The sequence below is a fragment of the Streptomyces flaveolus genome (assembly GCF_044765825.1).
GTDB lineage: Bacteria > Actinomycetota > Actinomycetes > Streptomycetales > Streptomycetaceae > Streptomyces > Streptomyces flaveolus.
On the sequence record NZ_JBIWKU010000003.1, the window covers coordinates 291,338 to 313,610 of the forward strand.

A 22,273-nucleotide genomic window follows, 5' to 3' on the forward strand; every position below is an offset into this window, starting at 1 on the left:
AACGCCCGCACCCCCCATCCCCCGTGTGGGCAGCCCCGGTGGGCCGGGGGGCTCGATGCGTTACCAATGTTGGCGTAAATGCGGTGGGGGGGTTGGGGGGGCCCCCCCCCCCCCACCAAAAGGGGTGAACGGTCGTAACTTTCCCGTGCGGGACGCGTTCGGTCGCGCTAAGGGATCATGTGATCACTGTGCGCGACGCGTCGGCACGCCTGGTGGATCACCCGTTGGGGTAGGCCCAGGCGTTGGGACGGCAGTCGATTCCGTCGTGGTCCACGAACTTGGTCTGCTGCTGCATGACCGGGGCGAGTTCGCCGTCCTTGTCGCAGGAGACGTGGTTGTAGCCGATGCGGTGGCCGACCTCGTGGTTGATGAGCATCTGCCGGTAGGCGTAGATCTGGTCGCCGAAGGGCTCGGCGCCCTGCGCCCACCGGTAGGCGTTGATCATCACGCGTTCGGTGGCGGCCGAGTCGCAGGAGACGTTGTCCTCGGTGGTGTCCAGGCCGGACTTGGCACACCAGTCGGCCGTGGTGCCGGGGCTGGCGAGCGTGATCACGAAGTCGGGCTGCCCGGAGTGAATGCGTTCGAAGGTACGGGCGCCGTTGTGCGCCCAGCTCCGGTTGTCGTTGAGCGTCTTCTGCACGGCCTGCGCGAAGAGTTCGCCGTCGAGCCCCAGGCCCTGCTCCACGTCCACGCGGTAGGTGTACTTCTGCCCCGTCCCCGGCGCCTTGTCGATGCCGGGGATCGCCTCGAACTTCCCCGACCCCTTGTAGGTGGCGCCGAGCGGATAGGTCTTGGCCATCTTCTGCTCGTACGTCAGCGACGCCGCGGCACCGGGCGGGGCCGGCCGCTCGTCCGCGCGGGACGCGGGGTCGCGGACGTCCCGGGCCTGGTCGGTCGCGGCCTGGGAGCGCGCGCCCTCGCCGTCCTGGCCGTCGGCGACCTGGCCGGCCACGACGACCGCCAGCACGGTGGTGACGGCGGCGGCGGCGATGCCGGTGAAGGTCCGCCCCTTGCCGCCCTTGGCCGGCGCGGGTTCGCCGGTGGGTGCCGCGTCGCCGCCGCCGGGGGTGCCGGGGCCGTCGCCGGACCTCCGGTCGGTGACGGAGGTGTACGGGTCGGGCGCCTGGGCGGGGACGCGGGTACGGCGCTGGGTGCGGGTCGAGAAGACGTCGTCGTCCTCGCCGAAGGCGTCCAGGTAGTCCCGCCGCGGCCCTTCCTCGGGCGCCTGCCGCTGCCGCGGGAACGGCATGCCGGGGCCCGCGGGCCGGCCGGGCGCGGACACGCCAGACTGCGGTCCGGACGCGGCCCGCCCGCCCAAGTCGCCCCAGCCTCCGCCGGCTTCACGCTGCTCGGGATGCCCGCCACGGACCTGCGGCACCCCCTGCGCGGGAGTCCCGTCGGGGAACCGGGGCACACCGCGCGCGGGCGTACCGCCGGGGGCCCCCTGCGCGGGGGCAGCGCCCCCGACACGCGGCGAACCGTGGGCCGGAGTCCCCTCCGGGAACCGGGACACACCGCGCGCGGGCGCGCCACCGGGCCCACCAGGGGCTCCCTGCGCAGGCGCACCGTCCCCGGCACGCGGCGAACCATGCGCGGGAGTCCCGTCCGGGAACCTCGACAAGCCCTGCGTACCGCCCCGAACCCGCGGAAGGCCCTGCGCGGGCGTGCCGTCGGGGAGCCGGGGAACGCCCTGAGCCGGCGTGCCGTCCGCGAGCCGGGGGAAGCCGTGCGCGGGCGTGCCGTCCGACGGCTGTCGGGCCGCGTGGCCCCAGGCGCCGCCCGGCGCGGTGCCCTGGGACATCGGGCCCGGCGTTCCGTTCGCCGGCGGCCCGGGCGCGCGTCGTCGGCCCGGGCGTCCGGCCCGGTCCTCCCGCGCTGCCGCGGAGGCGTCCGCGCTGTCGCCCTTGGGGGCGGGTCCGCGGCGGCTGTGGCGTCCCACTCGCGCCTCAGCCTCCTGTGGTCTGGTTGGCGGGCTCGTCGTCGACGGCCCCGTCGGTGTTCCTGCCGACCGCCGGCTCCCCGGTGTCCGCGAGAAGTTCACGGAACGCCGTGGCCACGGTCTCCGGATATTCCATCATCGCCACGTGCCCCGCGTCCGGCAGGGTCAGCAGCCGGGAGTCACGGAAGGCGCGGGCCGCGCGCTGAGCCATGCGGTGGCCGACGAGTTGGTCCCGTCCACCGTAGACCAGCAGGGTCGGCGCGAGAACCCGTTCGGCCTGCCGCCACAGCCCGTGCTGGCCGCCCACGGTGTACGCGCTGACGATCCCGCGCGCCGAACGCGCCATCGCGTCCCAGAAGTACGGCAGTTGCAGCCGCCGCTCCATCTCCTCCACGGCGTTGCGGAAGCCCTCCGGCGACACCCTCCCGGGGTCGCCGTAGCAGAGCGCCGTCACCCCGCGGACCCGCTGCTCGGCGGTCCACTCCCTGGTGAGCCGGGTGAACAGCGACACCACTCCCGGCAGCGCCAGCAGCCCCGTCGGCACCGCGCTGCGCTGGACGCGGATCTCCGGCAGCGCGGGCGACACGAGGGTCAGCGTGCGCACGAGGTCGGGCCGCACCGCGGCGACGCGCGTAGCGACCGCGCCGCCGAGCGAGTTGCCGAAGAGGTGGACGGGGCCGCGCCCGGCCGCGTCGAGATGGCGGACGACCGCGCGCGCGTGGCCAGAGACGGAGTAGTCACCGTCGTCCGGCGGCGGCGAGTCGCCGAAGCCGGGCAGGTCGACGGCCTCGCTGTCGACGACGTCGTCCAGCAGCGGCATCAGCGCCGACCAGTTCTGCGAGGAACCGCCGAGGCCGTGGACGTACAGCGCGGGCGGGAGACCCTGGCGCGCCGGCCGCCTGGAGCGCACCGTCAGGGTGATTCCGGGCAGGTGGACCGAGCTGAGCCGCTCACCCTCCACGACCTTGACGGCCGCCACCTTCGGCAGCACGTTGGCGGGCGGCGCGGACGGCGGCTCGGTCGAAGACATGCGGCAATGTTACGAGACGATCACGCACTGGCTCATGTGTTCGCCATCACAGGCACGGGCGCAGCGCCGGGCTGCCGGGTACCCGCGATCGGCGCACGGTGACGCCTGGCGGCGGAATCGGGTGTCTCCTAGGCTCATGGAGAGGGCACCCGTATGTGGCCCCTGCATCCAGGGACGTCCGTAGGAAGGGAGCCCAGCATGACCGTCGACCCCACCGACCCGGAGACCTTCGAGGAAGAGGACCGGGAGCCTCAGGAACTCGGCGTCGAGGCCCCCGACGCCGACGCGGCCGAGCAGTACGCCGACATCACGCCCGACCGCGACGACCCGCTGACCGACGTGGAACCGGACCGCGCCAACGAGGCCGACCTGGTCGAACAGGCCCGGGTCGTCTCACAGGACGAGGACGACTACCGCTGAGGCGGGGGGCCGCCGATCAGGAGGGAGGCCGATTTTTGCCCGGCCTGCGACCTTTTGAAACCTGTTGTGCGGCTATCGCCACCGTCCGGTCCGTGAAATTCTGCGCTCGCACCGCGCACACCACGGTTACCGAAAAGTACGATGGCGACGCGGCGCACACCGCACGTGGACGACTTTGGGAGGCGGCGTGACAGCCATCGAGCAGACAGAGGCGGTACGCCCGCGGGGCACACGCCTTCCCCGCCGTGCCCGACGCAACCAGCTGCTGGGCGCCGCCCAGGAAGTGTTCGTGGCGCAGGGCTACCACGCCGCCGCGATGGACGACATCGCCGAGCGCGCCGGCGTCAGCAAGCCGGTGCTGTACCAGCACTTCCCGGGCAAGCTCGACCTCTACCTCGCGCTGCTGGACCAGCACTGCGAGGCGCTGATCCAGTCCGTGCGGAACGCGCTCGCGTCGACGACCGACAACAAGCAGCGCGTCCGGGCGACGATGGACGCCTACTTCGCGTACGTCGAGGACGACGGCGGCGCCTTCCGCCTGGTCTTCGAGTCGGACCTGACCAACGAGCCCGCCGTGCGCGAGCGCGTCGACAAGGTCACGAACGAGTGCGCCGAGGCGATCTGCGACGTCATCGCCGAGGACACCGGTCTCTCCCGTGCCGAGTCGATGCTGCTGGCCTCCGGACTGGGCGGCCTCGCCCAGGTGGTGGCCCGCGCCTGGCTGCACAGCGACCGCAGCGTGCCGCGCGACCAGGCGGTCCAGCTGCTGACGTCGCTGGCCTGGCGGGGCATCGCCGGTTTCCCGCTGCACGGCAGCGAGCAGCACTGACCGGCGCACGTTCGGCGTACGGCGGCGCTTGTTCCCCCCGGCTGTTCGCTCCTGGCGTTCTCGGGCGGAGCGTGTACGTCCCCTCACCGGGCTAATGTGTGCTGGGTACGGCGCGTAAGATCGCGCACTTCACTGACCGTCGGAGGGACATAGCCGTGGAGGTCAAGATCGGCGTGCAGCACGCGCCCCGCGAGATCGTTCTGGAGAGCGGTCAGAGTGCCGAGGAGGTAGAGCGCGTGGTGGCCGAGGCACTGGCCGGCAAGACGCAGCTGCTGAGCCTCGTGGACGAGCACGGCCGCAAGGTCCTGGTCCCGGCCGACCGCCTCGCGTACGTCGAGCTCGGCGAGCCGAGCCCGCGCAAGGTGGGATTCGGCGCGCTGTAGCCGACGGAAGAAGCACGCAGAAGGGCCCGGCGGCCACGACCGCCGGGCCCTTTTCCGTTTCCCCGTCCGGAGCACAGCTCACCCACAGGAGGAGGATTGCATTCCGCAGGTCAGGGGTAAGTCCGCCAAAGACCGTTTCGGGCAGGCCGGCCACGTGGGAGGGACCCCGACATGCTCCTGGAAGTGCTCAGCGCCTCGATCCTCGGCCTCGCTCTGGCCTGGGCCGCCGCCCACCGTCTGCCGCACCGCCTCCCCGACCGCATCCTGGTCCTGCCCACGGGTGTCGCCGGGGCCCTGTTCGGGGCGTTCGTCACGCACACCGCGCTGGGCGCCGGCGGGCTCCTGCCGGTCCTCATCGGCGCGGCGGCCGTCTCGGCGGCCTCGCTGTCGCTGCTGCTGCGCCCGGCGGGAAGACTGCGGCGCCGTTCGGCGACCGCCTGACCGGCCGCCGATGGTGGCGCCGACGGCGAGGCCGGGCCCTGCGGCGCCCGGACGGATCACGGCGCCCGGGCTGACGCCGGCGCTCGATGCCCGTGGGGGCCGCGCCGGCCCCCGGTCCGGGTGATGCCCGGACCGGGCGGTGCCCCGGCCTCCTGGCAGGGCGGTGCCTAGGCCGCCAGCCCCAGCGCCGCCATCCGCTTGGTGTGCGCCTCGGTGATCCGGGAGAACATGCGGCCCACCTCGGCGAGGTCGAAGCCGTCCGCGACACCGCCCACGAGCATCGTCGAGAGCGCGTCCCGGTCGGCGACCACCCGCTGGGACTGCGACAGCGCCTCGCCCATCAGCCGCCGCGCCCACAGCGCCAGCCGCCCGCCCACCCGGGGGTCCGCCTCGATCGCCGCGCGCACCTTCTCCACGGCGAAGCTCGCGTGCCCGGTGTCGTCCAGCACGGCCAGCACCAGGCCCCGGGTGTCGGAGTCGAGCCGGGCGGCGACCTCCCGGTAGAAGTCGCTGGCGATGGAGTCGCCGACGTAGGCCTTGACGAGACCCTCCAGCCAGTCGGAGGGGTCCGTCTGCTTGTGGAAACCGTCGTAGGCGGCCACGAACGGCTCCATGGCCGCCGTCGGCTCCTCACCGATTTCGGCGAGCCGGTCGCGCAGCCGCTCGAAGTGGTGGAACTCCGCCGACGCCATCTTCGCCAGCTCCGCCTTGTCCGCCAGCGTGGGCGCCAGCTTGGCGTCCTCCGCGAGCCGCTCGAACGCCGCCAGCTCGCCGTACGCGAGCGCGCCGAGCAGGTCCACGACCGCGGCCCGGTAGTGCGGGTCGGCGGCTGCCGTCGCCCAGTCCCGGGCGGCGACTCCGGTGGCTCCGGTGGTTTCGGCGGGGGCGTCTGCGGCGTTGCCAGGCTTGTCAGAGCTCGTCATGCAGCGCACAATAGCCCGCCCGCCGCGGACCGTAACGGCCTGGTCAGTCACTGTGACGACGACTACGTGACCAAATCGGCCATCGCGTGTGCGCGAATCCGGGGTATGGTGGTAATGCGCCTGCCGAGTATGTGACGTACGGGTACGTGACATCGTCGTCGGGCCGCACGCATGAGGATGCCCGGTCGGTGGCCCGATCGGCTCCGACCCGACAGCCCTCCCTGCCGTACGCCACACTGCGTACGGACCCCGGAGGGGGACCCTCAGTGGTACGAGCGCTGGAGCGTCGACAGAGGTCCCGTGTCCTACGGTCCACCCGTAAGGGTGGCCGACGTCCCCGACACGGTCCGGCACGACCCGCGCGCTCGCCTCGCACCACGCACACAGAAGAGGCAGCACCCTGACTACGACGTTTCGATCCCTCGGAATCCTCCCCGAGACCGCCGAAGCCCTCGAGGCCGTCGGCATCATCACTCCCTTCCCCATCCAGGAGATGACGCTCCCCGTGGCCCTGTCGGGCAAGGACGTCATCGGCCAGGCCAAGACCGGCACCGGCAAGACGCTGGGCTTCGGCCTCCCGCTCCTCGAGCGCGTCACCGTCCCCGCCGACGTCGAGGCGGGCCGCGCGGCGCCCGAGTCCCTGACCGACGCCCCGCAGGCCCTCGTCGTCGTCCCGACGCGCGAGCTGTGCCAGCAGGTCACCAACGACCTCCAGACCGCCGGCAAGGTACGCAACGTGCGCGTCCTCGCGATCTACGGCGGCCGGGCGTACGAGCCGCAGGTGGAAGCCCTCAAGAAGGGCGTCGACGTGATCGTCGGCACCCCCGGCCGTCTGCTGGACCTCGCGGGCCAGAAGAAGCTGAGCCTGAAGCACATCAAGAGCCTGGTCCTCGACGAGGCCGACGAGATGCTCGACCTGGGCTTCCTGCCCGACGTCGAGAAGATCATCAACATGCTGCCGGCCAAGCGTCAGACGATGCTGTTCTCGGCCACCATGCCGGGCGCCGTCATCGGACTGGCCCGCCGCTACATGTCGCAGCCCACGCACATCTCCGCCACCTCGCCGGACGACGCGGGCGCGACGGTCGCCAACACGAAGCAGTTCGTCTACCGCGCGCACAACATGGACAAGCCCGAGATGGTGGCGCGCATACTGCAGGCCGACGGCCGGGGACTGGCCATGGTCTTCTGCCGCACCAAGCGCACCGCGGCCGACCTGGCCGACCAGCTCAAGCAGCGCGGCTTCGCCTCCGGCGCGGTCCACGGCGACCTCGGCCAGGGCGCCCGCGAGCAGGCCCTGCGCGCCTTCCGCAACGGCAAGGTGGACGTGCTCGTCTGCACCGACGTCGCCGCCCGCGGCATCGACGTCGAGGGCGTGACGCACGTCATCAACTACCAGTCGCCGGAAGAGGAGAAGACGTACCTGCACCGCATCGGCCGCACCGGCCGCGCGGGCGCCAAGGGTACGGCGATCACGCTGGTCGACTGGGACGACATCCCGCGCTGGCAGCTGATCAACAAGGCACTGGACCTGGGCTTCAACGACCCGCCGGAGACGTACTCCACCTCCCCGCACTTCTACACCGACCTCGGCATCCCCGAGGGCACCAAGGGCGTCCTGCCGCGCTCGGAGCGCACGCGCGCCGGGCTGGACGCGGAGGAGCTGGAGGACCTGGGCGAGCCGGGCGGCCGGGGCGGTCGCGCCCGCGGTGGCCGTGGTGGCCGGGACGAGTCCCGTTCCGCCGACCGCGAGCGCTCCTCCGAAGGTGAGCGTTCCTCCCGTACGGCGCCGCGTCGCCGTCGCCGGACGCGCGGCGGGGCGCAGGTGGAGGCGCCGGCCGCCGGGACTACCGCTCCCGAGGCCGTGACCGGCGGCGCGGACGGCGCCACGGACACGGAGGGCACCGCCCAGGGGCCCCGCACGCTGCGTCGCCGTCGCCGGACGCGGAGCGGTGAGCCGGCCCAGCAGCCGGTGACGGCCGCCACGACGGAGGCCACGGCACCGGAAAGCGCCGTGGCGACGGCGGAAGGCACGGCTCCGGAAGCTTCGGAGAGCGTCGAGACCCCGGCGAAGCCGCGTCGTCGCCGCACCCGCAAGTCGGCCGAGACGCCGGCCGCGGCGGTGGAGGCCGCTGCGGTGGCCGAGCCGGCGGCTGTCGCGACCCCGGTGGCCGAGGCCGCTGTGGTCGACGCCCCGGTGGCCGAGGTGACCGCGGTCGAGGCGCCCGTCGAGAAGCCGCGTCGGCGTACCCGTAAGGCCACGGCCTCGGCTGCCGCCGAGACGGCGGTCGACACGGCCGAGGGAGTGGCCGAGCCGGCCGCCGAGCCGGCGGAGGCGAAGCCGCGCCGTACGCGCAAGAAGGCGGCGGCACCGGCGGAGACGGCGGAGCCGAAGCCCCGCCGCACTCGCAAGGCCGCTGCCGAGGCCCCGGAGGCCGCCGAGGCCGTCGAGGCTGCGGAAACCGCCGAGGTCAAGCCGCGCCGCACCCGCAAGACCGCGGCCGCCAAGGCGGAAGCCGCCGTCGACACGGCCGAGGCCACGGAGACCAAGCCGCGCCGCCGCACCCGCAAGGCCGCCGAGCCGGTCGAGGCCACCGCCGAGATCCCGGCCCAGGCCTCGCAGGAGTCGGAGGCGGCCGAGGTCAAGCCGCGCCGCACCCGCAAGACGGCCGCCGCCAAGGCGGAGACCGCCGTCGACACGGCCGAGGCCACGGAGACCAAGCCGCGTCGCCGCACCCGCAAGGCCGCTGCCGAGGCCCCGGAGGCCGCCGAGGCCGTCGAGGCTGCGGAAACCGCCGAGGTCAAGCCGCGCCGCACCCGCAAGACCGCGGCCGCCAAGGCGGAAGCCGCCGTCGACACGGCCGAGGCCACGGAGACCAAGCCGCGCCGCCGCACCCGCAAGGCCGCCGAGCCGGTCGAGGCCACCGCCGAGATCCCGGCCCAGGCCTCGCAGGAGCCGGAGGCCGCACCGCGGCGTCGGACCCGCAAGGCCGCGGCGGTTGCCGAGGCTCCCGTCGAGGCCGCCGACGCGGGCGAGGCGAAGCCGAAGGTTCGCCGTACGCGCAAGGCGGCCACGGCTGCGAAGCAGCCCGCGGAGTCGGCCGAGAGCTGATCCCGCCGCTTGATCCGACCGTCGGCCCGGTCCCGCCACCCAGGCGGGGCCGGGCCGACGGCGTATCCGGTCCGCTGTCCGGGCGGCGCAGGGAGGGTGACGCCCGGGGAACGCTTGCCCGCGCTGAAAGGGTGCCGCCTGCGCCCGCCCGTGCCGCCCTGGGGGTACCTCCCAGGCCGTTTCAGGCACTGGGGGAGGCACGACTGCCCGCAGGCTGCGCGGGCTGGGTGGGACGGCTGCCCGCGGGCGGCACGGGCGGACGCAGGCTGGCCACTTCACTGGCGCGACCGCCCGCAGGCTCGGCCGTCAATGGCGCGCCTGCCCGCAAGGTGCGCGGGCCGGGGGCCGCCCCGTGTCCCGGCCCCGGATAATCTCTGCCCGTGAGCACGAACGCCCGCTTCACCCCGCCGCCCGATGCCCGCGCGTACCGGCTGCGTACCGCGCGTGGTGAGTTCGCCGTCGTCGATTCGCCCGTGGCGGGCGGGGGCGTACCGAAGGGGGTCGTGCTGATGCTGCCCGGTTTCACGGGCAGCAAGGAGGACTTCACGCTGCTGCACGAGCCGCTCGCCGCGCGCGGGTACCGTACGGTCGCCGTGGACGGGCGGGGACAGTACGAGTCCGACGGCCCGGAACACGACGAGTCCGGCTACGCGCAGGGCGAGTTGGCCCGGGACGTCCTCGCGCAGGTCGCCGCGCTCGGGACGACCGTGCACCTCGTCGGGCACTCCCTCGGCGGCCAGATCGCCCGGGCCGCCGTTCTGCTCGACCACTCCCCCTTCGTCTCCCTCACGCTGATGTCGTCGGGCCCCGCGCGGATCTCCGTCTCCCAGCAGCAGCGCGTGAAACTCCTGCGGGACGCGCTCGACACCATGACGATGGCCCAGGTCTGGGAGGTGATGCAGTCGATGGGGCCGCCCGAGGACGCCGGCGCCCCGGTCCCCGCCCACGGCCCGGAGGCTCCGCAACGGCTGCGCGAGCGCTGGCTTGGCACCCGGCCGGCCCAACTGCTCGCCACGGGACGCCAGTTGTGCACCGAGCCGGACCGTGTCGCCGAGCTCGCCGCGGTGCCACTGCCGCTCCACGTACTGTCGGGCGCCTACGACGACACCTGGCCCGTGCCCCTCCTGGACGAGATGGCCGTACGGCTGGACGCCCGCCGGACCGTCATCCCCGGGGCCGAGCACTCGCCCAACACGGACCAGCCGCTGCCGACGGCCCAGGCCCTGGCCGACTTCTGGGACGGCGTCCCCGCGCCGTGACCGCAGGACGGGCCGGACGGGCCCCGGCGCCCGTCCTAGTACTGCGCCCGGAGGTGCTCCCAGAAGCCGTCCCGCAGCGCGCGGCGCAGGTCGGCCTGGCCCCGCAGTGAGTACTGCAGCAGCCCTTCGGCCTCCACCAGCAGATCCTGGTCCACCGAGCCGGGGAGGTAGGGGTGGCCGGGCAGCAGCTCCAGCAGTGCGTCGCGGCCCCGTGCCGCCAGCCACTTCGACGCGATCTGGGCACCCACGAAGCGGACGTCCTCGCGGGCCGGCCGGACCACGCCCGCCGCTTCGAAGGCCTGGGCCGTACGCCGGGAGACGTACGGCTTGAAGAAGTCGAGGTCGAAGGTGCGCTGGCTGTCGACCTCCCAGAGCAGCGGGTCGGCCTGGTTGCGTCCCTCGGGGGCCTCGACGCCCCACAGGTGGACGCGGGCGCCGTAGCCCTGGGCGGCCTCGACCGCCGACACCAGGTCCTCGTCGCCGCCGAGCAGCGCCGCGTCGCTGATGGCGCGGTACCGGGCGAGGGACTCCAGGTCGGAGCGGATGAGGGAGTCGACGCCCTTCTGCTGGTTGTTGGCGTTGAGGTTGCCCAGGCGCACCTTGACGTCCGGCAGCTCGGCGATGGACTGCTGCTCGGCGGTGTGGATGCGGCGCCGGGCGCCGTCGTACCAGTAGACCCGCAGCAGGCGGCTGTCCGCGAAGATCGTGCGCGCCTTGTCGATGAGTGCCTCGATCAGTCCCTCGGCGTCCAGGTCGAAGGCCCGGCGGTCCTCGGTCCCGGCGACCAGTCGCCCCGCCGCCGCGTAGAGGTACCCGGCGTCGACGAAGATCGCGTGGGTCGAGGGCGTCTTCGCCACCTCGGCGAGCATGCGCTGCAGCAGCTCGTTGGTGCGGTCGATGCGGGCGTTCAGGGACGCGAGGTCGTCGTTCATCGCCTCCATTGTCCCGGCGGTCACGCTGCGAACACAACCGGTGCCGGTCAGTCTTGTGCCGGGCGCCGATCGCTCCGACGCGGTCTTCTTACGTGTCAGTAATTAGTTGTTCGAAAAATTTCCTTAGCGTAGGGAATGTTCGTAACACGCAGCCGGTTGACTCATACGGACGCCCGGGCACCGACGACCCGGGACCCACACCAGTAGTTCTCCTCAGGAGGATGACCAGATCAAGGGAGAGGCCCATGCGCTTTGAAGTCATGCGACTCGACGACATCGACGGAACGCCCGTCGACACCACCGTCGTGGACGCCGCCTCCGTGAACCGCATTGTTCAGCAGGCCGCCGCCATCGGGCAGCGCCTGTGGATCCGCCCCGCCGACACCTCGGCCTTGTAAGGCGGACCGTTCCACACGCCGAGAGCCCCCGTACGGCACCGTCACCGGTGCTGTGCGGGGGCTCTGTCGTGTCCGGCGCTCACGCCCCCTGGATCACCTGGGTGACGCCGTTGATGATCTGCTGCACGGCGATCGCGGAGAGCATCATGCCCGCCAGGCGGGTCACCAGGACGACACCGCCGTCCTTGATGACGCGGATGATCAGCAGCGAGTACCGCATCACCAGCCAGAGCACCACGTGGATGGCGAGGATCGCCGACCAGACAGACACCTGGGAGGTCACGCTGTCGGCCTTCTGCACGGCCAGGATGACGGACACGATGGCGCCGGGCCCCGCCAGCAGCGGCATGCCCAGCGGCACCAGCGCGACGTTGACGTCCTTGGTCTGCTTGGGCTCGTCCGTCTTGCCGGTGAGCAGGTCGAGCGCGATCAGCAGGAGCAGCAGCCCGCCCGCGATCATCAGCGCGGGCACGGACACATGCAGGTAGTTCAGGATCTGGTGCCCGAGCAGCCCGAACACCGTGATCACACCGCCGGCCACGCAGACGGCCTGGAAGGCCATCCGCTTCTGCACCTTGGCGGGCCGGCCGGCGGTCAGCGCGAGGAAGATCGGGGTGATCCCGGGGGGATCCATGATGACAAAAAGGGTCAGGAAGAGGGAGCCGAAGACGGCGAGGTCGAACATGAGCGTGACAAAGCCTTGCGATGACAGGGACAACGAACGGGGTGGGGGACGAGAGCGGCCTGCGGGCCTCGGGCTCCGCGGGCCTCAGGCTCCGCCGGCTCCCGGCACGGGGAACGCCCCGTGCGCCCGCCGCGTGATCTCCCCGTACACCTCGGGGTCCGTCGTGTACTCGCCCAGCTCGCAGGTCTTCCGGCTGCCGTGGTAGTCGCTGGAGCCGGTCACCAGGAGCCCCAGCTCCGCGGCGAGTCCGCGCAGCCGCGCCCGCGTCTGCGCGTCGTGGTCCATGTGGTCGACCTCGATGCCGTCCAGCCCGGCGGCGGCCAGCTCGGCGATGGCGGCCTCCGGCACCGTGCGGCCCCGCTTGGCGGCGGCCGGGTGGGCGAACACCGCGACACCACCGGCGCCCTTGATCAGCCGGATCGCCTCGAAGGGGTCGGTCTCGTGCTTGTCGACGTAGGCCCGGCCGCCGTCGGCCAGCCAGTCCTCGGTGAAGGCGTCGCTCACGGTCGGCACGACGCCGAGCTCCACGAGCGCGGAGGCCACGTGCGGGCGCCCGACCGAGCCGTCACCGGCGATCCGCGCCACCTGCTCCCAGGTGACGGGAACTCCCAGCGCGTTGAGCTTGGCGACCATGCCCCGGGCCCGCGGCACCCGGTCGTCCCGGACCAGCTCCCGCTCGGCGAGCAGGGCGGGCTCCTCGGGGTCGAAGAGGTAGGCCAGCATGTGCATGCTGATGCCGTCGAGACGGCAGGAGAGTTCCGCGCCGGTGACCAGCGTCAGGCCCTCGGGCAGCGCGGCGAGGGCCTCGGCGTGGCCGCGGGTGGTGTCGTGGTCGGTCAGCGCGACGACGTCCAGCCCGGCCGCGGCGGCGTTGCGCACCAGCTGGGCCGGGGTGTCCGTGCCGTCGGACGCGGTGGAGTGGGTGTGCAGATCGATGCGCACGACGCTGACTCCAGGCGGTGACGGGACGGAGGGGGACGCTCAAGGATAACCGGAATTTCGTACCCCGATGTCACACCCGAAGCGGCCTCGCGCCCCCTACGTCCACGGTGCCCAGCCCGCCTCCCGGCCCCGCCCTACGGCTGGATCAGCCGCGGTGACAGGGCGCCGCACGGCACGAGGTCCACCTCGGCGCCGGCGTCCCGGAGGTCGGTCAGCACCAGCTCGTCGTACATGAGCAGCCCCGACTGTTCGGGCCACAGCACGGCCCACAGCCACATCCCGAGCGCCTCCCCGGCGAACACCGCCCGGTCGCTCGGGACGCCGGAGACGTGCCAGAGCGGGGTCGGGCGGCCGGCGGCGATGACCTTGGCCTGGGCCGGCTTCTCGACGTCCATGTAGGGGCCGGGGTCCGGGGCGTCGATCCCCGCGTACCGGGCGCCGAGCCCGACGCCCAGCTCCTCGGCCACCAGGATCAGCTCGCCGACGCCGCCGAGCGGGCCCGGACCCGAGCAGGCCACCGCCGTGGCCCGGCCACCGCTGCGGTCGTCGCCCGCGCAGGCCACGCCGGTGAACAGCCAGCCCACCGGCAGCGGCCACGGCATCCACACCGGCACCTGGGTGCGGTGCACCACGACGCCGAGCGCCTCGACACTGGGCGGTATCACGGGCTGGAGCGGGTGCACCGTGCCGTGCACGTCGCACTGCCATGAATCGGCGAAGAGGCCGGGAGCCCTGACCCGGCCACCACACTTCGGGCAACTGGGTTCGCCCCTCATACAGCCCCACGGTCCTACCCTCGCCCGCCCACGTCAAGGACGATCACCCATCCGGGCGGCGGGCGTGACCAGGGAAAAGTAGATGCATGTTGCACTAGTTAGCCACGCTAACTTACTATGTGCATACACCAACCATCTCTGTCGGCATTGGAGCAACCATGGACCCCTTCGACGCGGGTGCGGGCGGCATCCTGCGACAGCCCAAGGCCGTGTGGGCGACCGCCGGTGCGTCCGTCGTCGCCTTCATGGGCATCGGGCTCGTCGACCCGATCCTGCCGTCCATCGCCAAGGGCCTGGACGCGAGCGCCAGCCAGGTCTCCCTCCTGTTCACGTCGTACTTCCTGATCACGGCCGTCGCCATGCTGGTCACGGGCTTCGTCTCCAGCCGCATCGGCGGCCGCAAGACCCTGCTGCTCGGCCTGGCCTTCGTGGTGGTCTTCGCGGGCCTGGCGGGCACCTCCGACACCGTGGGCCAGCTCGTCGGCTACCGCGCCGGCTGGGGCCTCGGCAACGCGCTGTTCGTCTCGACGGCCCTCGCGGTCATCGTCGGCGCGGCGGCGGGCGGCAGCGCCGCGGCGATCCTGCTGTACGAGTCGGCCCTCGGCCTCGGCATGGCCTGCGGCCCGCTGCTGGGCGCGCTGCTCGGTGACGCCAGCTGGCGCTACCCGTTCTTCGGCACCGCGTTCCTGATGGCGATCGGCTTCCTGTGCATCACGGTGTTCCTGAAGGAGCAGCCGAGGCCGGCCCGCAAGACCTCGCTGCTGGACCCGATCAAGGCGCTGGGCCACGGCGGCCTCGCCTCCGCCGCGATCTCGGCGTTCTTCTACAACTACACGTTCTTCACGGTGCTGGCCTTCACGCCGTTCGTGCTGAACATGACGCCGTACAAGTCCGGTGCCGTGTTCTTCGCCTGGGGTGTGCTGCTCGCCGTGTTCTCGGTCCTCGTGGCGCCGCGCATGCAGAAGCGGTTCGGGTCGCTGAAGGTGCTCGGCAGCTCGCTGGTGCTGCTCGCGGCCGACGTGCTGGTCCTCGGGTACGGCAACCACACCGCGGCGATCGTCTGCACCATCCTGTCCGGTGCCTTCATCGGCGTGAACAACACCGTGTACACCGAGCTGGCCCTCGGCGTGTCGGACGCGCCGCGCCCGGTGGCGAGCGCCGGCTACAACTTCGTGCGCTGGTTCGCGGCGGCCGCCGCTCCGTACTTCGCGCCGAAGATCGAGGAGTGGACCGACATCCACATCCCGTTCGTGGTGGCCGCCGTCACCGCCGTACTGGGCGCGGTCGTGGTCGCCGTACGGCGCCGGGCACTCACTCACGAGGCCGAGGAGCTGGAGCCGAAGCACGCGGCCGAGGACGGGGTCACCGTCTTCACCAACTGAGCGGGGGCTCACGGGCGTTGGGCCTCGGTGAGTTCCGTCACTCCAGCGGGACGGACTTGCGGGACGGATCCCGCAGGTCCGTCCCGTGCGTCAGCCAGCGCTCCTGGAGGGCCTGGGCGCCGTGCACCCGCTTCCAGGCGGCCTCGTTCGGCGTCATCGGCAGCAGCGGCAGGAACTGGACGGGGTCCAGCGGGGCGTCCAGCTCCAGGTCCTCCACCAGACCACCCGGCTCGGCGACCAGCACCGAGGTGAACGGGGCGCCGGGCCACAGCGGCTCACCGACGTCCAGGGAGGCGCCGGGCGCCACGACGACGCCCTCCACCTGCGGAGACGCGGCGAGCACGGCCAGCGGCCGGAGCACCTTTCCGGTGTCGGCGAGGCCCGCCCGGACGGAGAGGACCAGCTCGGCCCGGGGGCCCTTGACCGGGTCGGCGAGCACGGCCGTGGGGTCCGCCATGGGCTGCGCCGACATGCCGAGGGTGGCGTAGCGGACGATGTCGCCCTCCGGACCGCCGCCGGGGAAGCGCAGCACCTCGATACGGTCGGCGCCCAGGAAGGTGACCGCCGCGCGTGCGTCCGGTTCGCCCAGTGCCGTACACAACCGGGCCTCGACCAGAGGAAGAACATCAGCCATGCGGCGAGCATAGAACTCGTCAGTACGCGGCAAAGCGGCACCTTGACACGTCGAGTCACTGATACTCTGGGCCAGCGGTTTTGGGGCAGCACGCAGTAGCGGCGCGATCATGGCCCCGACGCTATGAACACTCCCCTACGGGGAACCCCTCCAAACAGGGGTATGGATCGTCCCTCACGAGGGACCGGCCGGAGGAGGTGGGCGGCATGGACCGAAGTCGACCGTGCAGTACCACTCGCTCTTCCGGCCGCTGACGCAGCTGCTCCGGTTCTTCCCGCCGCCGCTTCCTGCTCGCGCGCCTCTCCTCGGAAGAGCACTTCGTCTCGTTTTGCCTGATCTGCCTGCCTGCAACAGCAGCGCTGAATCAGCAGTGAAGCCGGCCACCGCGACGGTGCGGTGCCCCCCGCTTTGTGGACGCGCCGAGCACGCGTGATCTGGACGTCCTCATTCCGGGTGGTTCCACCCGTCCCCGGCACGCTCGCTGCCCGTCGCGAAGGAGCCTGCCATGTCGATGATCCGTGACCTGCGCGCCGCGGTCCGCCCGTCCCGCGTCTCGCTGCGCAAGGACAACGGCGCCTACGACACCACCCGCGACCCGGAGACCACCTCCGCCGTCGTCGACTGCGCCGTCTACCGCGACGGCACGCGCGTCCAGACCGACGCGCCGCTGAGCCCCCACCAGGCGATGCGGCAGGTGCGCCGCGACGGCGGATTCGTGTGGATCGGTCTGCACGAGCCCACCGAGGACGAATTCGCCGGTATCGCCCGGGAGTTCGGGCTGCACCCGCTGGCCGTGGAGGACGCCGTCCAGGCCCACCAGCGGCCCAAGCTGGAGCGCTACGACGACTCCCTGTTCACGGTCTTCAAGACCATCCACTACGTCGACCACGACGAGCTCACCGCGAACAGCGAGGTCGTCGAGACCGGCGAGGTCATGTGCTTCACCGGACGGGACTTCTTCATCACCGTCCGGCACGGCGGCCAGGGCTCACTTCGGGCGCTGCGGCACCGGCTGCAGGACGACCCCGAGCTGCTGCTCAAGGGCCCCTCCGCGGTGCTGCACGCCATCGCCGACCACGTCGTCGACGGCTACATCGCGGTCGCCGACGCGGTGCAGGACGACATCGACGAGGTCGAGACCGAGGTGTTCTCGCCGGGCCGCAAGGGCAGTCCGCGCGGCACCGACGCCGGCCGGATCTACCAACTCAAGCGCGAGGTCCTGGAGTTCAAGCGGGCGGTATCGCCGCTGCTGCGGCCCATGCAGCTGCTCAGCGAGCGTCCGATGCGGCTGATCGACCCGGAGATCCAGAAGTACTTCCGGGACGTCGCCGACCACGTGGCGCGGGTGCAGGAGCAGGTCATCGGCTTCGACGAGCTGCTGAACTCCATCCTCCAGGCCAACCTCGCCCAGGCGTCCGTCGCGCAGAACGAGGACATGCGCAAGATCACCTCATGGGCGGCGATCATCGCCGTGCCGACGATGGTGTGCGGGGTGTACGGCATGAACTTCGACTACATGCCGGAGACGCACTGGAAGTTCGGCTACCCCCTGGTCCTGTCGATCACGGTCGGCATCTGTCTGGGCATCCACCGCACCCTCAAGCGCAACGGCTGGCTCTGAAGCGGCCCGCGGGCTCCTGGATAGGCTGACCGCATGACAAGCGAGCTGCTCGACCAGGCCCTCGTCGAGGAGGCCACCAAGAAGTCCGGCCTCATCTGGGTCAGGGGCCCCGGCGTGCCCGCCCGCGCGCTGTGGCACGTCTGGCACGAGGGCGCTGCCTGCGTCATCGGCGACGGACCCGGCGAGCAGCCCCTGCCGGGCCTCACCGACGGGGCCACGGCCGAGGTGACGGTGCGCAGCAAGGACAAGGGGGGCCGGCTGGTCTCCTGGGCGGCGAAGGTCGTGGAGCTGCCGTCCGGCTCAGAGGCGTGGCAGGCCGTGGTCGCCGACCTCAAGGGCAAGCGGCTGAACGCCCCGGACGGCGAGGCGATGACCGACCGCTGGGCCCGCGAGTGCCGGGTGCTGCGCCTGGAGCCGACGGGGACGGTCGCGCCGCTGCCCGACGGTTCGCTGGCCGAGGCACCGCTGCCGAGCCCGGCGACGACGCGCGAACCGCTCCCGGCGGGGCTGCCGCGGCTGCTGCTGAAGCGCCGGAGGAAGAGCCGGCGGAGCTAGGACGTCGGCAGCTGCTTGCCGTAGTCCAGGGTGTCGTCCTTGGCCGGTGCCGCGAGCGCGAAGTCCTTGTTCCAGTCCGAGAAGCTGAGCGTGCCCGCGCTGCCCGCCCGCACCAGGCGCAGCGGATAGGGCGTGCCCTCCAGGGAGACGTCCAGCGAGCCGCCGGAGCCCTGGTCACCGGCGATGCGGACGGTGCGCACACCGGCCTGCTCGTGCCGGCCGTCCGTCTCCACCGTGCCGTGCAGGGTCAGCAGCCCGTCGAGGAGGACGTCCTTGTCCGTGAAGCCGCTGAACTTCTGGTACGCGGGGTCGCCCTCGGGCACCTTCACGTACTTGCCGGCCAGCTTCTCCGCGGCCGCCGCGTCGCCGCCGTCGTGGCTCCAGAAACCGGCGTCGGCCTTGAGGAAGAGCTGTTCACCGACCCGCAGCAGCCGGAAGGTCGCCCCCTCGGCGGCGACCGACCCGGTGCCGCCGTCGGACTTCAGGCGCATGTCCAGGGTGTACGTGCTGCCGCCGGCGGCCACCGTCCCGTGCAGCCGGACCGCGCGGGCGGATCCGGCGACCGCGCGCGTCTTGGCCTGGATCTTCTCGGCCGGCAGTTTGCCCACCCCGTTGGTGCCCGCGTCCGGGTCCTCGCTACTGCATCCCGCCAGCCCCGCCCCCGTCACGGCCAGGGCGCACACCGCGCCCAGCCAGGCGGCCCTGCGGAATCGGCGCCGGGGAGTCACGGTCACAGGTGGGGCTGCCTTTCTGACGGAGATCCAAGCGGCGTACCGCAGCGTACCGGGGCCGAACGCGGTGATCCGAGCCAGTCCGTCCGGACCGGCCGCCAGGGCGGACCTCTTCGGGACGGGCTAGCCTGAAGGCCGTCCGAGCGGGCAATTCGGAAAAGAGACACAGTACGAAACTCCTCTCACGGACTGACTGACGAAAAGGAGCCGCGGCCATGGCAGCGGGCGCCCCCCGGATCTTCGTCTCGCACCTCTCCGGCATCGCCGTCTTCGACCCGGCCGGCGACCAGGTGGGACGGGTGCGCGACCTGGTCGTGATGCTCCGCGTCGGCCGCAAGCCCCCGCGGGTGCTCGGTCTCGTCGTCGAACTCTCCACCCGCCGCCGTATCTTCCTGCCCATGACCCGGGTCACCGGGATCGAGTCCGGGCAGGTCATCACGACCGGGGTGCTCAACGTGCGGCGCTTCGAGCAGCGGCCCACCGAGCGTCTCGTCTTCGGCGAGCTCCTCGACCGGCGGGTGACGCTGACCGAGGACGGCGAGGAGGCCACCGTCCTGGACCTGTCGGTGCAGCAGCTGCCGGCCCGCCGGGACTGGGAGATCGACAAGGTTTTCGTCCGCAAGGGCAGGAAGGGCGGCGCCTTCCGGCGGAACCGGGGCGAGACGCTGACCGTCGAGTGGTCCGGCGTCACCGGCTTCTCCGTGGAGGAGCAGGGGCAGGGCGCCGAGAACCTCCTCGCCACCTTCGAGCAGCTGCGCCCCGCCGACCTCGCCAACGTGCTGCACCACCTGTCGGCCAAGCGCCGCGCCGAGGTCGCCGCCGCTCTCGACGACGACCGGCTGGCCGACGTGCTGGAGGAGTTGCCCGAGGACGACCAGATCGAGATCCTCGGCAAGCTCAAGGAGGAACGCGCCGCGGACGTGCTGGAGGCGATGGACCCCGATGACGCGGCCGACCTGCTCGGCGAGCTGCCCGAGGAGGACAAGGAGCGGCTGCTGAGCCTGATGCAGCCCGACGACGCGGCCGACATGCGGCGCCTGATGGCGTACGAGGAGCACACGGCCGGCGGTCTGATGACGACCGAGCCGATCGTGCTGCGGCCCGACGCCACCGTCGCCGACGCCCTGGCCCGCATCCGCAACCCCGACCTGTCGCCGGCGCACGCCGCCCAGGTCTACGTCTGCCGCCCGCCCGAGGAGACCCCGACCGGGAAGTACCTGGGCACCGTCCATTTCCAGCGCCTGCTGCGCGACCCCCCGTACACGCTGGTCGGCTCGATCATCGACGACGACCTGCAGCCCCTGGATCCGGACGCCGCGCTGCCCGTGGTCGCCGGGTTCTTCGCCGCGTACGACATGGTGGCGGCGCCGGTCGTCGACGATTCCGGGGCGCTGCTGGGCGCGGTGACCGTGGACGACGTACTGGACCACATGCTGCCCGAGGACTGGCGGGAGACCGAGTACCACCTGGAGGAGTCGGCCGGGGAGGTGAGCGGCGATGGTGCCTGAGCGCGAGAGCACGGCCCGTGAGCGTGCCGCGTCGGGAGCGACGGCGGCCTCCCGTGCCCGGGCCCGCCTCGACCAGCCCCGTCCGCCGCGCCGCAGGCTGCTGCCCGAGTGGGACCCGGAGTCCTTCGGCAGGCTGTCGGAGCGCGTCGCGCGCTTCCTGGGCACCGGACGCTTCATCGTCTGGATGACGGTCGTCATCATCCTGTGGGTGGTGTGGAACGTGTCCGCGCCGAGCGGCCTGCGCTTCGACGAGTACCCGTTCATCTTCCTGACGCTGATGCTGTCCCTCCAGGCCTCCTACGCCGCGCCGCTGATCCTGCTCGCGCAGAACCGGCAGGACGACCGGGACCGGGTCAATCTGGAGCAGGACCGCAAGCAGAACGAGCGGTCGATCGCCGACACCGAGTACCTGACCAGGGAGATCGCCGCCCTGCGCATCGGCCTCGGCGAGGTCGCGACGCGGGACTGGATCCGCTCCGAGCTTCACGACCTGATCAAGGAGATGGAGGAGCGGCAGGACGGCCACCGCCGCGGTGACGGGGTATTCCCGGCAGATCGGTCCGCGGGGCGTGACGTACACGACCGCTGACGGGGCTTACCGCGCCCCGTGGGCGGCGCCGTACCATCGTGTCTATGGCTACGGAAGACGCGGTGCGCGAGGCACTGGCGACGGTGAACGACCCCGAGATCAACCGGCCCATCACCGAGCTCGGGATGGTCAAGTCGGTGGAGATCGGCGCGGACGGGGCGGTCGCGGTCGCGGTGTACCTGACGGTCTCCGGCTGTCCCATGCGGGACACCATCACCCAGCGGGTGACCGACGCCGTCTCGCGGGTCGAGGGTGTCACGCGGGTCGACGTCGAACTGGACGTGATGAGCGACGAGCAGCGCCGTGAGCTGGCCTCCGCGCTGCGCGGCGGTCAGACCGAGCGCGAGGTGCCCTTCGCCAAGCCGGGCAGTCTGACCCGGGTGTACGCGGTCGCCTCCGGCAAGGGCGGCGTCGGCAAGTCGTCGGTGACGGTGAACCTGGCGGCGGCGATGGCGGCCGACGGCCTGAAGGTCGGTGTCGTCGACGCCGACATCTACGGCCACAGCGTGCCGCGCATGCTGGGCGCCGACGGGCGGCCCACCCAGGTCGAGAACATGATCATGCCGCCTTCCGCCAACGGCGTGAAGGTCATCTCGATCGGCATGTTCACCCCGGGCAACGCGCCGGTCGTCTGGCGCGGCCCGATGCTGCACCGCGCGCTCCAGCAGTTCCTGGCGGACGTGTACTGGGGCGACCTGGACGTCCTGCTGCTCGACCTGCCGCCCGGCACCGGCGACATCGCGATCTCCGTCGCACAGCTCGTCCCGAACGCCGAGATCCTCGTCGTGACGACCCCTCAGCAGGCCGCCGCCGAGGTGGCGGAGCGAGCCGGCGCGATCGCCGTGCAGACCCACCAGAAGATCGTCGGCGTGGTCGAGAACATGTCCGGCCTGCCCTGCCCGCACTGCGGCGAGATGGTCGACGTGTTCGGCACCGGCGGCGGTCAGGCCGTCGCCGACGGCCTGACCCGCACGACCGGCGCCTCGGTCCCGGTCCTCGGCTCCATCCCGATCGACGTCCGTCTGCGCGAGGGCGGCGACGAGGGCAAGCCCGTGGTCCTGTCCGACCCGGAGTCCCCGGCGGGCGCGGCCCTGCGTGCGATCGCGGGCAAGCTGGGCGGCCGTCAGCGCGGCCTGTCCGGGCTGTCGCTGGGGATCACGCCCAGGAACAAGTTCTGACGTCCC

General features: G+C 72.3%; 22 protein-coding genes. 13 read left to right on the forward strand and 9 right to left on the reverse strand.

The window, feature by feature from the left end; translation table 11 throughout:
• Positions 1-217 precede the first annotated feature (217 nt).
• Complete coding sequence (locus tag ACIRG6_RS10840) at positions 218-1,249, reverse strand: DUF3152 domain-containing protein (protein WP_403322102.1); 1,032 nt, start codon at positions 1,247-1,249, stop codon at positions 218-220.
• Positions 1,250-1,946: 697 nt separating this feature from the next.
• Complete coding sequence (locus tag ACIRG6_RS10845; RefSeq protein ID WP_364675874.1) at positions 1,947-2,969, reverse strand: alpha/beta fold hydrolase; 1,023 nt, start codon at positions 2,967-2,969, stop codon at positions 1,947-1,949.
• A 198-nt stretch (positions 2,970-3,167) separates the two neighbouring features.
• Between ACIRG6_RS10845 and ACIRG6_RS10850 the strand changes: the two genes are divergently transcribed.
• From ACIRG6_RS10850 to ACIRG6_RS10865, 4 genes are all read left to right on the forward strand, one after another.
• A complete protein-coding gene (locus ACIRG6_RS10850; protein ID WP_239762506.1) occupies positions 3,168-3,389 on the forward strand; it encodes a hypothetical protein in 222 nt (73 codons plus the stop codon).
• Between the two features lie 187 nt (positions 3,390-3,576).
• A complete protein-coding gene (locus ACIRG6_RS10855) occupies positions 3,577-4,218 on the forward strand; it encodes a TetR/AcrR family transcriptional regulator (RefSeq protein ID WP_077801099.1) in 642 nt (213 codons plus the stop codon).
• A gap of 155 nt (positions 4,219-4,373) precedes the next feature.
• A complete protein-coding gene (locus ACIRG6_RS10860; protein WP_239762505.1) occupies positions 4,374-4,601 on the forward strand; it encodes a DUF3107 domain-containing protein in 228 nt (75 codons plus the stop codon).
• 171 nt (positions 4,602-4,772) lie between these two features.
• Positions 4,773-5,042 (forward strand): hypothetical protein, encoded by a 270-nt coding sequence (locus tag ACIRG6_RS10865; RefSeq protein ID WP_364675877.1) that lies wholly within the window; start codon positions 4,773-4,775, stop codon positions 5,040-5,042.
• Positions 5,043-5,209: 167 nt separating this feature from the next.
• On the opposite strand, the gene ACIRG6_RS10870 is transcribed toward ACIRG6_RS10865, so the two are convergent.
• On the reverse strand, positions 5,210-5,965 hold the full coding sequence (locus tag ACIRG6_RS10870; protein WP_364675880.1) for a ferritin-like fold-containing protein: 756 nt from the start codon (positions 5,963-5,965) through the stop codon (positions 5,210-5,212).
• A gap of 493 nt (positions 5,966-6,458) precedes the next feature.
• Here ACIRG6_RS10870 and ACIRG6_RS10875 point away from each other — a divergent pair, with 493 nt between their 5' ends.
• Positions 6,459-9,077 carry a DEAD/DEAH box helicase gene (locus ACIRG6_RS10875; RefSeq protein ID WP_403322107.1) on the forward strand — a complete coding sequence of 873 codons (2,619 nt, stop codon included), beginning with the start codon at positions 6,459-6,461 and terminating at the stop codon, positions 9,075-9,077.
• A 380-nt stretch (positions 9,078-9,457) separates the two neighbouring features.
• Positions 9,458-10,336: an alpha/beta fold hydrolase gene (locus tag ACIRG6_RS10880; RefSeq protein WP_364675885.1), complete on the forward strand. Its 879-nt coding sequence runs from the start codon at positions 9,458-9,460 to the stop codon at positions 10,334-10,336.
• 35 nt (positions 10,337-10,371) lie between these two features.
• On the opposite strand, the gene ACIRG6_RS10885 is transcribed toward ACIRG6_RS10880, so the two are convergent.
• Entirely contained in the window at positions 10,372-11,277 is a 906-nt protein-coding gene (locus tag ACIRG6_RS10885) for an NYN domain-containing protein (protein WP_350714731.1), read from the reverse strand.
• Positions 11,278-11,513: 236 nt separating this feature from the next.
• On the opposite strand from ACIRG6_RS10885, the gene ACIRG6_RS10890 reads away from it, so the two are divergent.
• Positions 11,514-11,666, forward strand: coding sequence for a hypothetical protein (locus ACIRG6_RS10890; RefSeq protein ID WP_225632295.1), 153 nt, complete (start codon positions 11,514-11,516; stop codon positions 11,664-11,666).
• Between the two features lie 79 nt (positions 11,667-11,745).
• Here ACIRG6_RS10890 and ACIRG6_RS10895 read toward each other — a convergent pair whose 3' ends face one another.
• The 3 genes from ACIRG6_RS10895 to ACIRG6_RS10905 form a co-directional block, all read right to left on the reverse strand.
• Positions 11,746-12,351 (reverse strand): MarC family protein, encoded by a 606-nt coding sequence (locus ACIRG6_RS10895; RefSeq protein ID WP_318214324.1) that lies wholly within the window; start codon positions 12,349-12,351, stop codon positions 11,746-11,748.
• Between the two features lie 84 nt (positions 12,352-12,435).
• The gene (locus tag ACIRG6_RS10900; protein ID WP_364818906.1) at positions 12,436-13,293 is read right to left on the reverse strand and encodes a PHP domain-containing protein; all 858 of its coding nucleotides are present in this window, start codon (positions 13,291-13,293) and stop codon (positions 12,436-12,438) included.
• 134 nt (positions 13,294-13,427) lie between these two features.
• Entirely contained in the window at positions 13,428-14,069 is a 642-nt protein-coding gene (locus tag ACIRG6_RS10905) for a DUF6758 family protein (RefSeq protein WP_318214322.1), read from the reverse strand.
• A gap of 158 nt (positions 14,070-14,227) precedes the next feature.
• Here ACIRG6_RS10905 and ACIRG6_RS10910 point away from each other — a divergent pair, with 158 nt between their 5' ends.
• Positions 14,228-15,451, forward strand: a complete 1,224-nt coding sequence (locus ACIRG6_RS10910) for an MFS transporter (protein ID WP_403322111.1) — start codon at positions 14,228-14,230, stop codon at positions 15,449-15,451.
• 37 nt (positions 15,452-15,488) lie between these two features.
• Here ACIRG6_RS10910 and ACIRG6_RS10915 read toward each other — a convergent pair whose 3' ends face one another.
• Positions 15,489-16,085, reverse strand: a complete 597-nt coding sequence (locus ACIRG6_RS10915) for a suppressor of fused domain protein (RefSeq protein ID WP_364675894.1) — start codon at positions 16,083-16,085, stop codon at positions 15,489-15,491.
• A gap of 505 nt (positions 16,086-16,590) precedes the next feature.
• Here ACIRG6_RS10915 and ACIRG6_RS10920 point away from each other — a divergent pair.
• Both ACIRG6_RS10920 and ACIRG6_RS10925 read left to right on the forward strand, forming a co-directional pair.
• Positions 16,591-17,706, forward strand: a complete 1,116-nt coding sequence (locus tag ACIRG6_RS10920) for a magnesium and cobalt transport protein CorA (RefSeq protein ID WP_239762492.1) — start codon at positions 16,591-16,593, stop codon at positions 17,704-17,706.
• A gap of 33 nt (positions 17,707-17,739) precedes the next feature.
• Positions 17,740-18,261, forward strand: coding sequence for a hypothetical protein (locus ACIRG6_RS10925; protein ID WP_403322114.1), 522 nt, complete (start codon positions 17,740-17,742; stop codon positions 18,259-18,261).
• On the opposite strand, the gene ACIRG6_RS10930 is transcribed toward ACIRG6_RS10925, so the two are convergent.
• Positions 18,258-18,995, reverse strand: coding sequence for a hypothetical protein (locus ACIRG6_RS10930; protein WP_318214318.1), 738 nt, complete (start codon positions 18,993-18,995; stop codon positions 18,258-18,260). The two genes, ACIRG6_RS10925 and ACIRG6_RS10930, sit on opposite strands and share 4 nt — an antisense overlap.
• Positions 18,996-19,207: 212 nt before the next feature.
• Here ACIRG6_RS10930 and ACIRG6_RS10935 point away from each other — a divergent pair, with 212 nt between their 5' ends.
• Genes ACIRG6_RS10935 through ACIRG6_RS10945 form a run of 3 tightly spaced genes read left to right on the forward strand, consistent with a single transcriptional unit; the run spans position 19,208 to position 22,267 of the window.
• Complete coding sequence (locus ACIRG6_RS10935) at positions 19,208-20,500, forward strand: magnesium transporter MgtE N-terminal domain-containing protein (RefSeq protein WP_364675901.1); 1,293 nt, start codon at positions 19,208-19,210, stop codon at positions 20,498-20,500.
• Entirely contained in the window at positions 20,490-21,089 is a 600-nt protein-coding gene (locus ACIRG6_RS10940; RefSeq protein ID WP_318214316.1) for a DUF1003 domain-containing protein, read from the forward strand. Before ACIRG6_RS10935 ends, ACIRG6_RS10940 begins: the two co-directional genes overlap by 11 nt.
• A 44-nt stretch (positions 21,090-21,133) precedes the next feature.
• The gene (locus ACIRG6_RS10945) at positions 21,134-22,267 is read left to right on the forward strand and encodes an Mrp/NBP35 family ATP-binding protein (protein WP_189228797.1); all 1,134 of its coding nucleotides are present in this window, start codon (positions 21,134-21,136) and stop codon (positions 22,265-22,267) included.
• Positions 22,268-22,273: the final 6 nt, after the last annotated feature.

Bases quoted from the DNA above. Each gene is read 5' to 3' on its own strand.
- ACIRG6_RS10875 (WP_403322107.1), top strand. From the start codon at position 6,459: ATGACGCTCCCCGTGGCCCTGTCGGGCAAGGACGTCATCGGCCAGGCC.
- ACIRG6_RS10940 (WP_318214316.1), top strand. From the start codon at position 20,490: ATGGTGCCTGAGCGCGAGAGCACGGCCCGTGAGCGTGCCGCGTCGGGA.
- ACIRG6_RS10885 (WP_350714731.1), bottom strand. From the start codon at position 11,277: ATGGAGGCGATGAACGACGACCTCGCGTCCCTGAACGCCCGCATCGAC.
- ACIRG6_RS10840 (WP_403322102.1), bottom strand. From the start codon at position 1,249: ATGCCGTTCCCGCGGCAGCGGCAGGCGCCCGAGGAAGGGCCGCGGCGG.
- ACIRG6_RS10850 (WP_239762506.1), top strand. From the start codon at position 3,168: ATGACCGTCGACCCCACCGACCCGGAGACCTTCGAGGAAGAGGACCGG.
- ACIRG6_RS10910 (WP_403322111.1), top strand. From the start codon at position 14,228: ATGGACCCCTTCGACGCGGGTGCGGGCGGCATCCTGCGACAGCCCAAG.
- ACIRG6_RS10905 (WP_318214322.1), bottom strand. From the start codon at position 14,069: ATGAGGGGCGAACCCAGTTGCCCGAAGTGTGGTGGCCGGGTCAGGGCT.
- ACIRG6_RS10870 (WP_364675880.1), bottom strand. From the start codon at position 5,965: ATGACGAGCTCTGACAAGCCTGGCAACGCCGCAGACGCCCCCGCCGAA.
- ACIRG6_RS10925 (WP_403322114.1), top strand. From the start codon at position 17,740: ATGACAAGCGAGCTGCTCGACCAGGCCCTCGTCGAGGAGGCCACCAAG.
- ACIRG6_RS10915 (WP_364675894.1), bottom strand. From the start codon at position 16,085: ATGGCTGATGTTCTTCCTCTGGTCGAGGCCCGGTTGTGTACGGCACTG.
- ACIRG6_RS10920 (WP_239762492.1), top strand. From the start codon at position 16,591: ATGTCGATGATCCGTGACCTGCGCGCCGCGGTCCGCCCGTCCCGCGTC.
- ACIRG6_RS10935 (WP_364675901.1), top strand. From the start codon at position 19,208: ATGGCAGCGGGCGCCCCCCGGATCTTCGTCTCGCACCTCTCCGGCATC.
- ACIRG6_RS10945 (WP_189228797.1), top strand. From the start codon at position 21,134: ATGGCTACGGAAGACGCGGTGCGCGAGGCACTGGCGACGGTGAACGAC.
- ACIRG6_RS10865 (WP_364675877.1), top strand. From the start codon at position 4,773: ATGCTCCTGGAAGTGCTCAGCGCCTCGATCCTCGGCCTCGCTCTGGCC.
- ACIRG6_RS10895 (WP_318214324.1), bottom strand. From the start codon at position 12,351: ATGTTCGACCTCGCCGTCTTCGGCTCCCTCTTCCTGACCCTTTTTGTC.
- ACIRG6_RS10890 (WP_225632295.1), top strand. From the start codon at position 11,514: ATGCGCTTTGAAGTCATGCGACTCGACGACATCGACGGAACGCCCGTC.
- ACIRG6_RS10845 (WP_364675874.1), bottom strand. From the start codon at position 2,969: ATGTCTTCGACCGAGCCGCCGTCCGCGCCGCCCGCCAACGTGCTGCCG.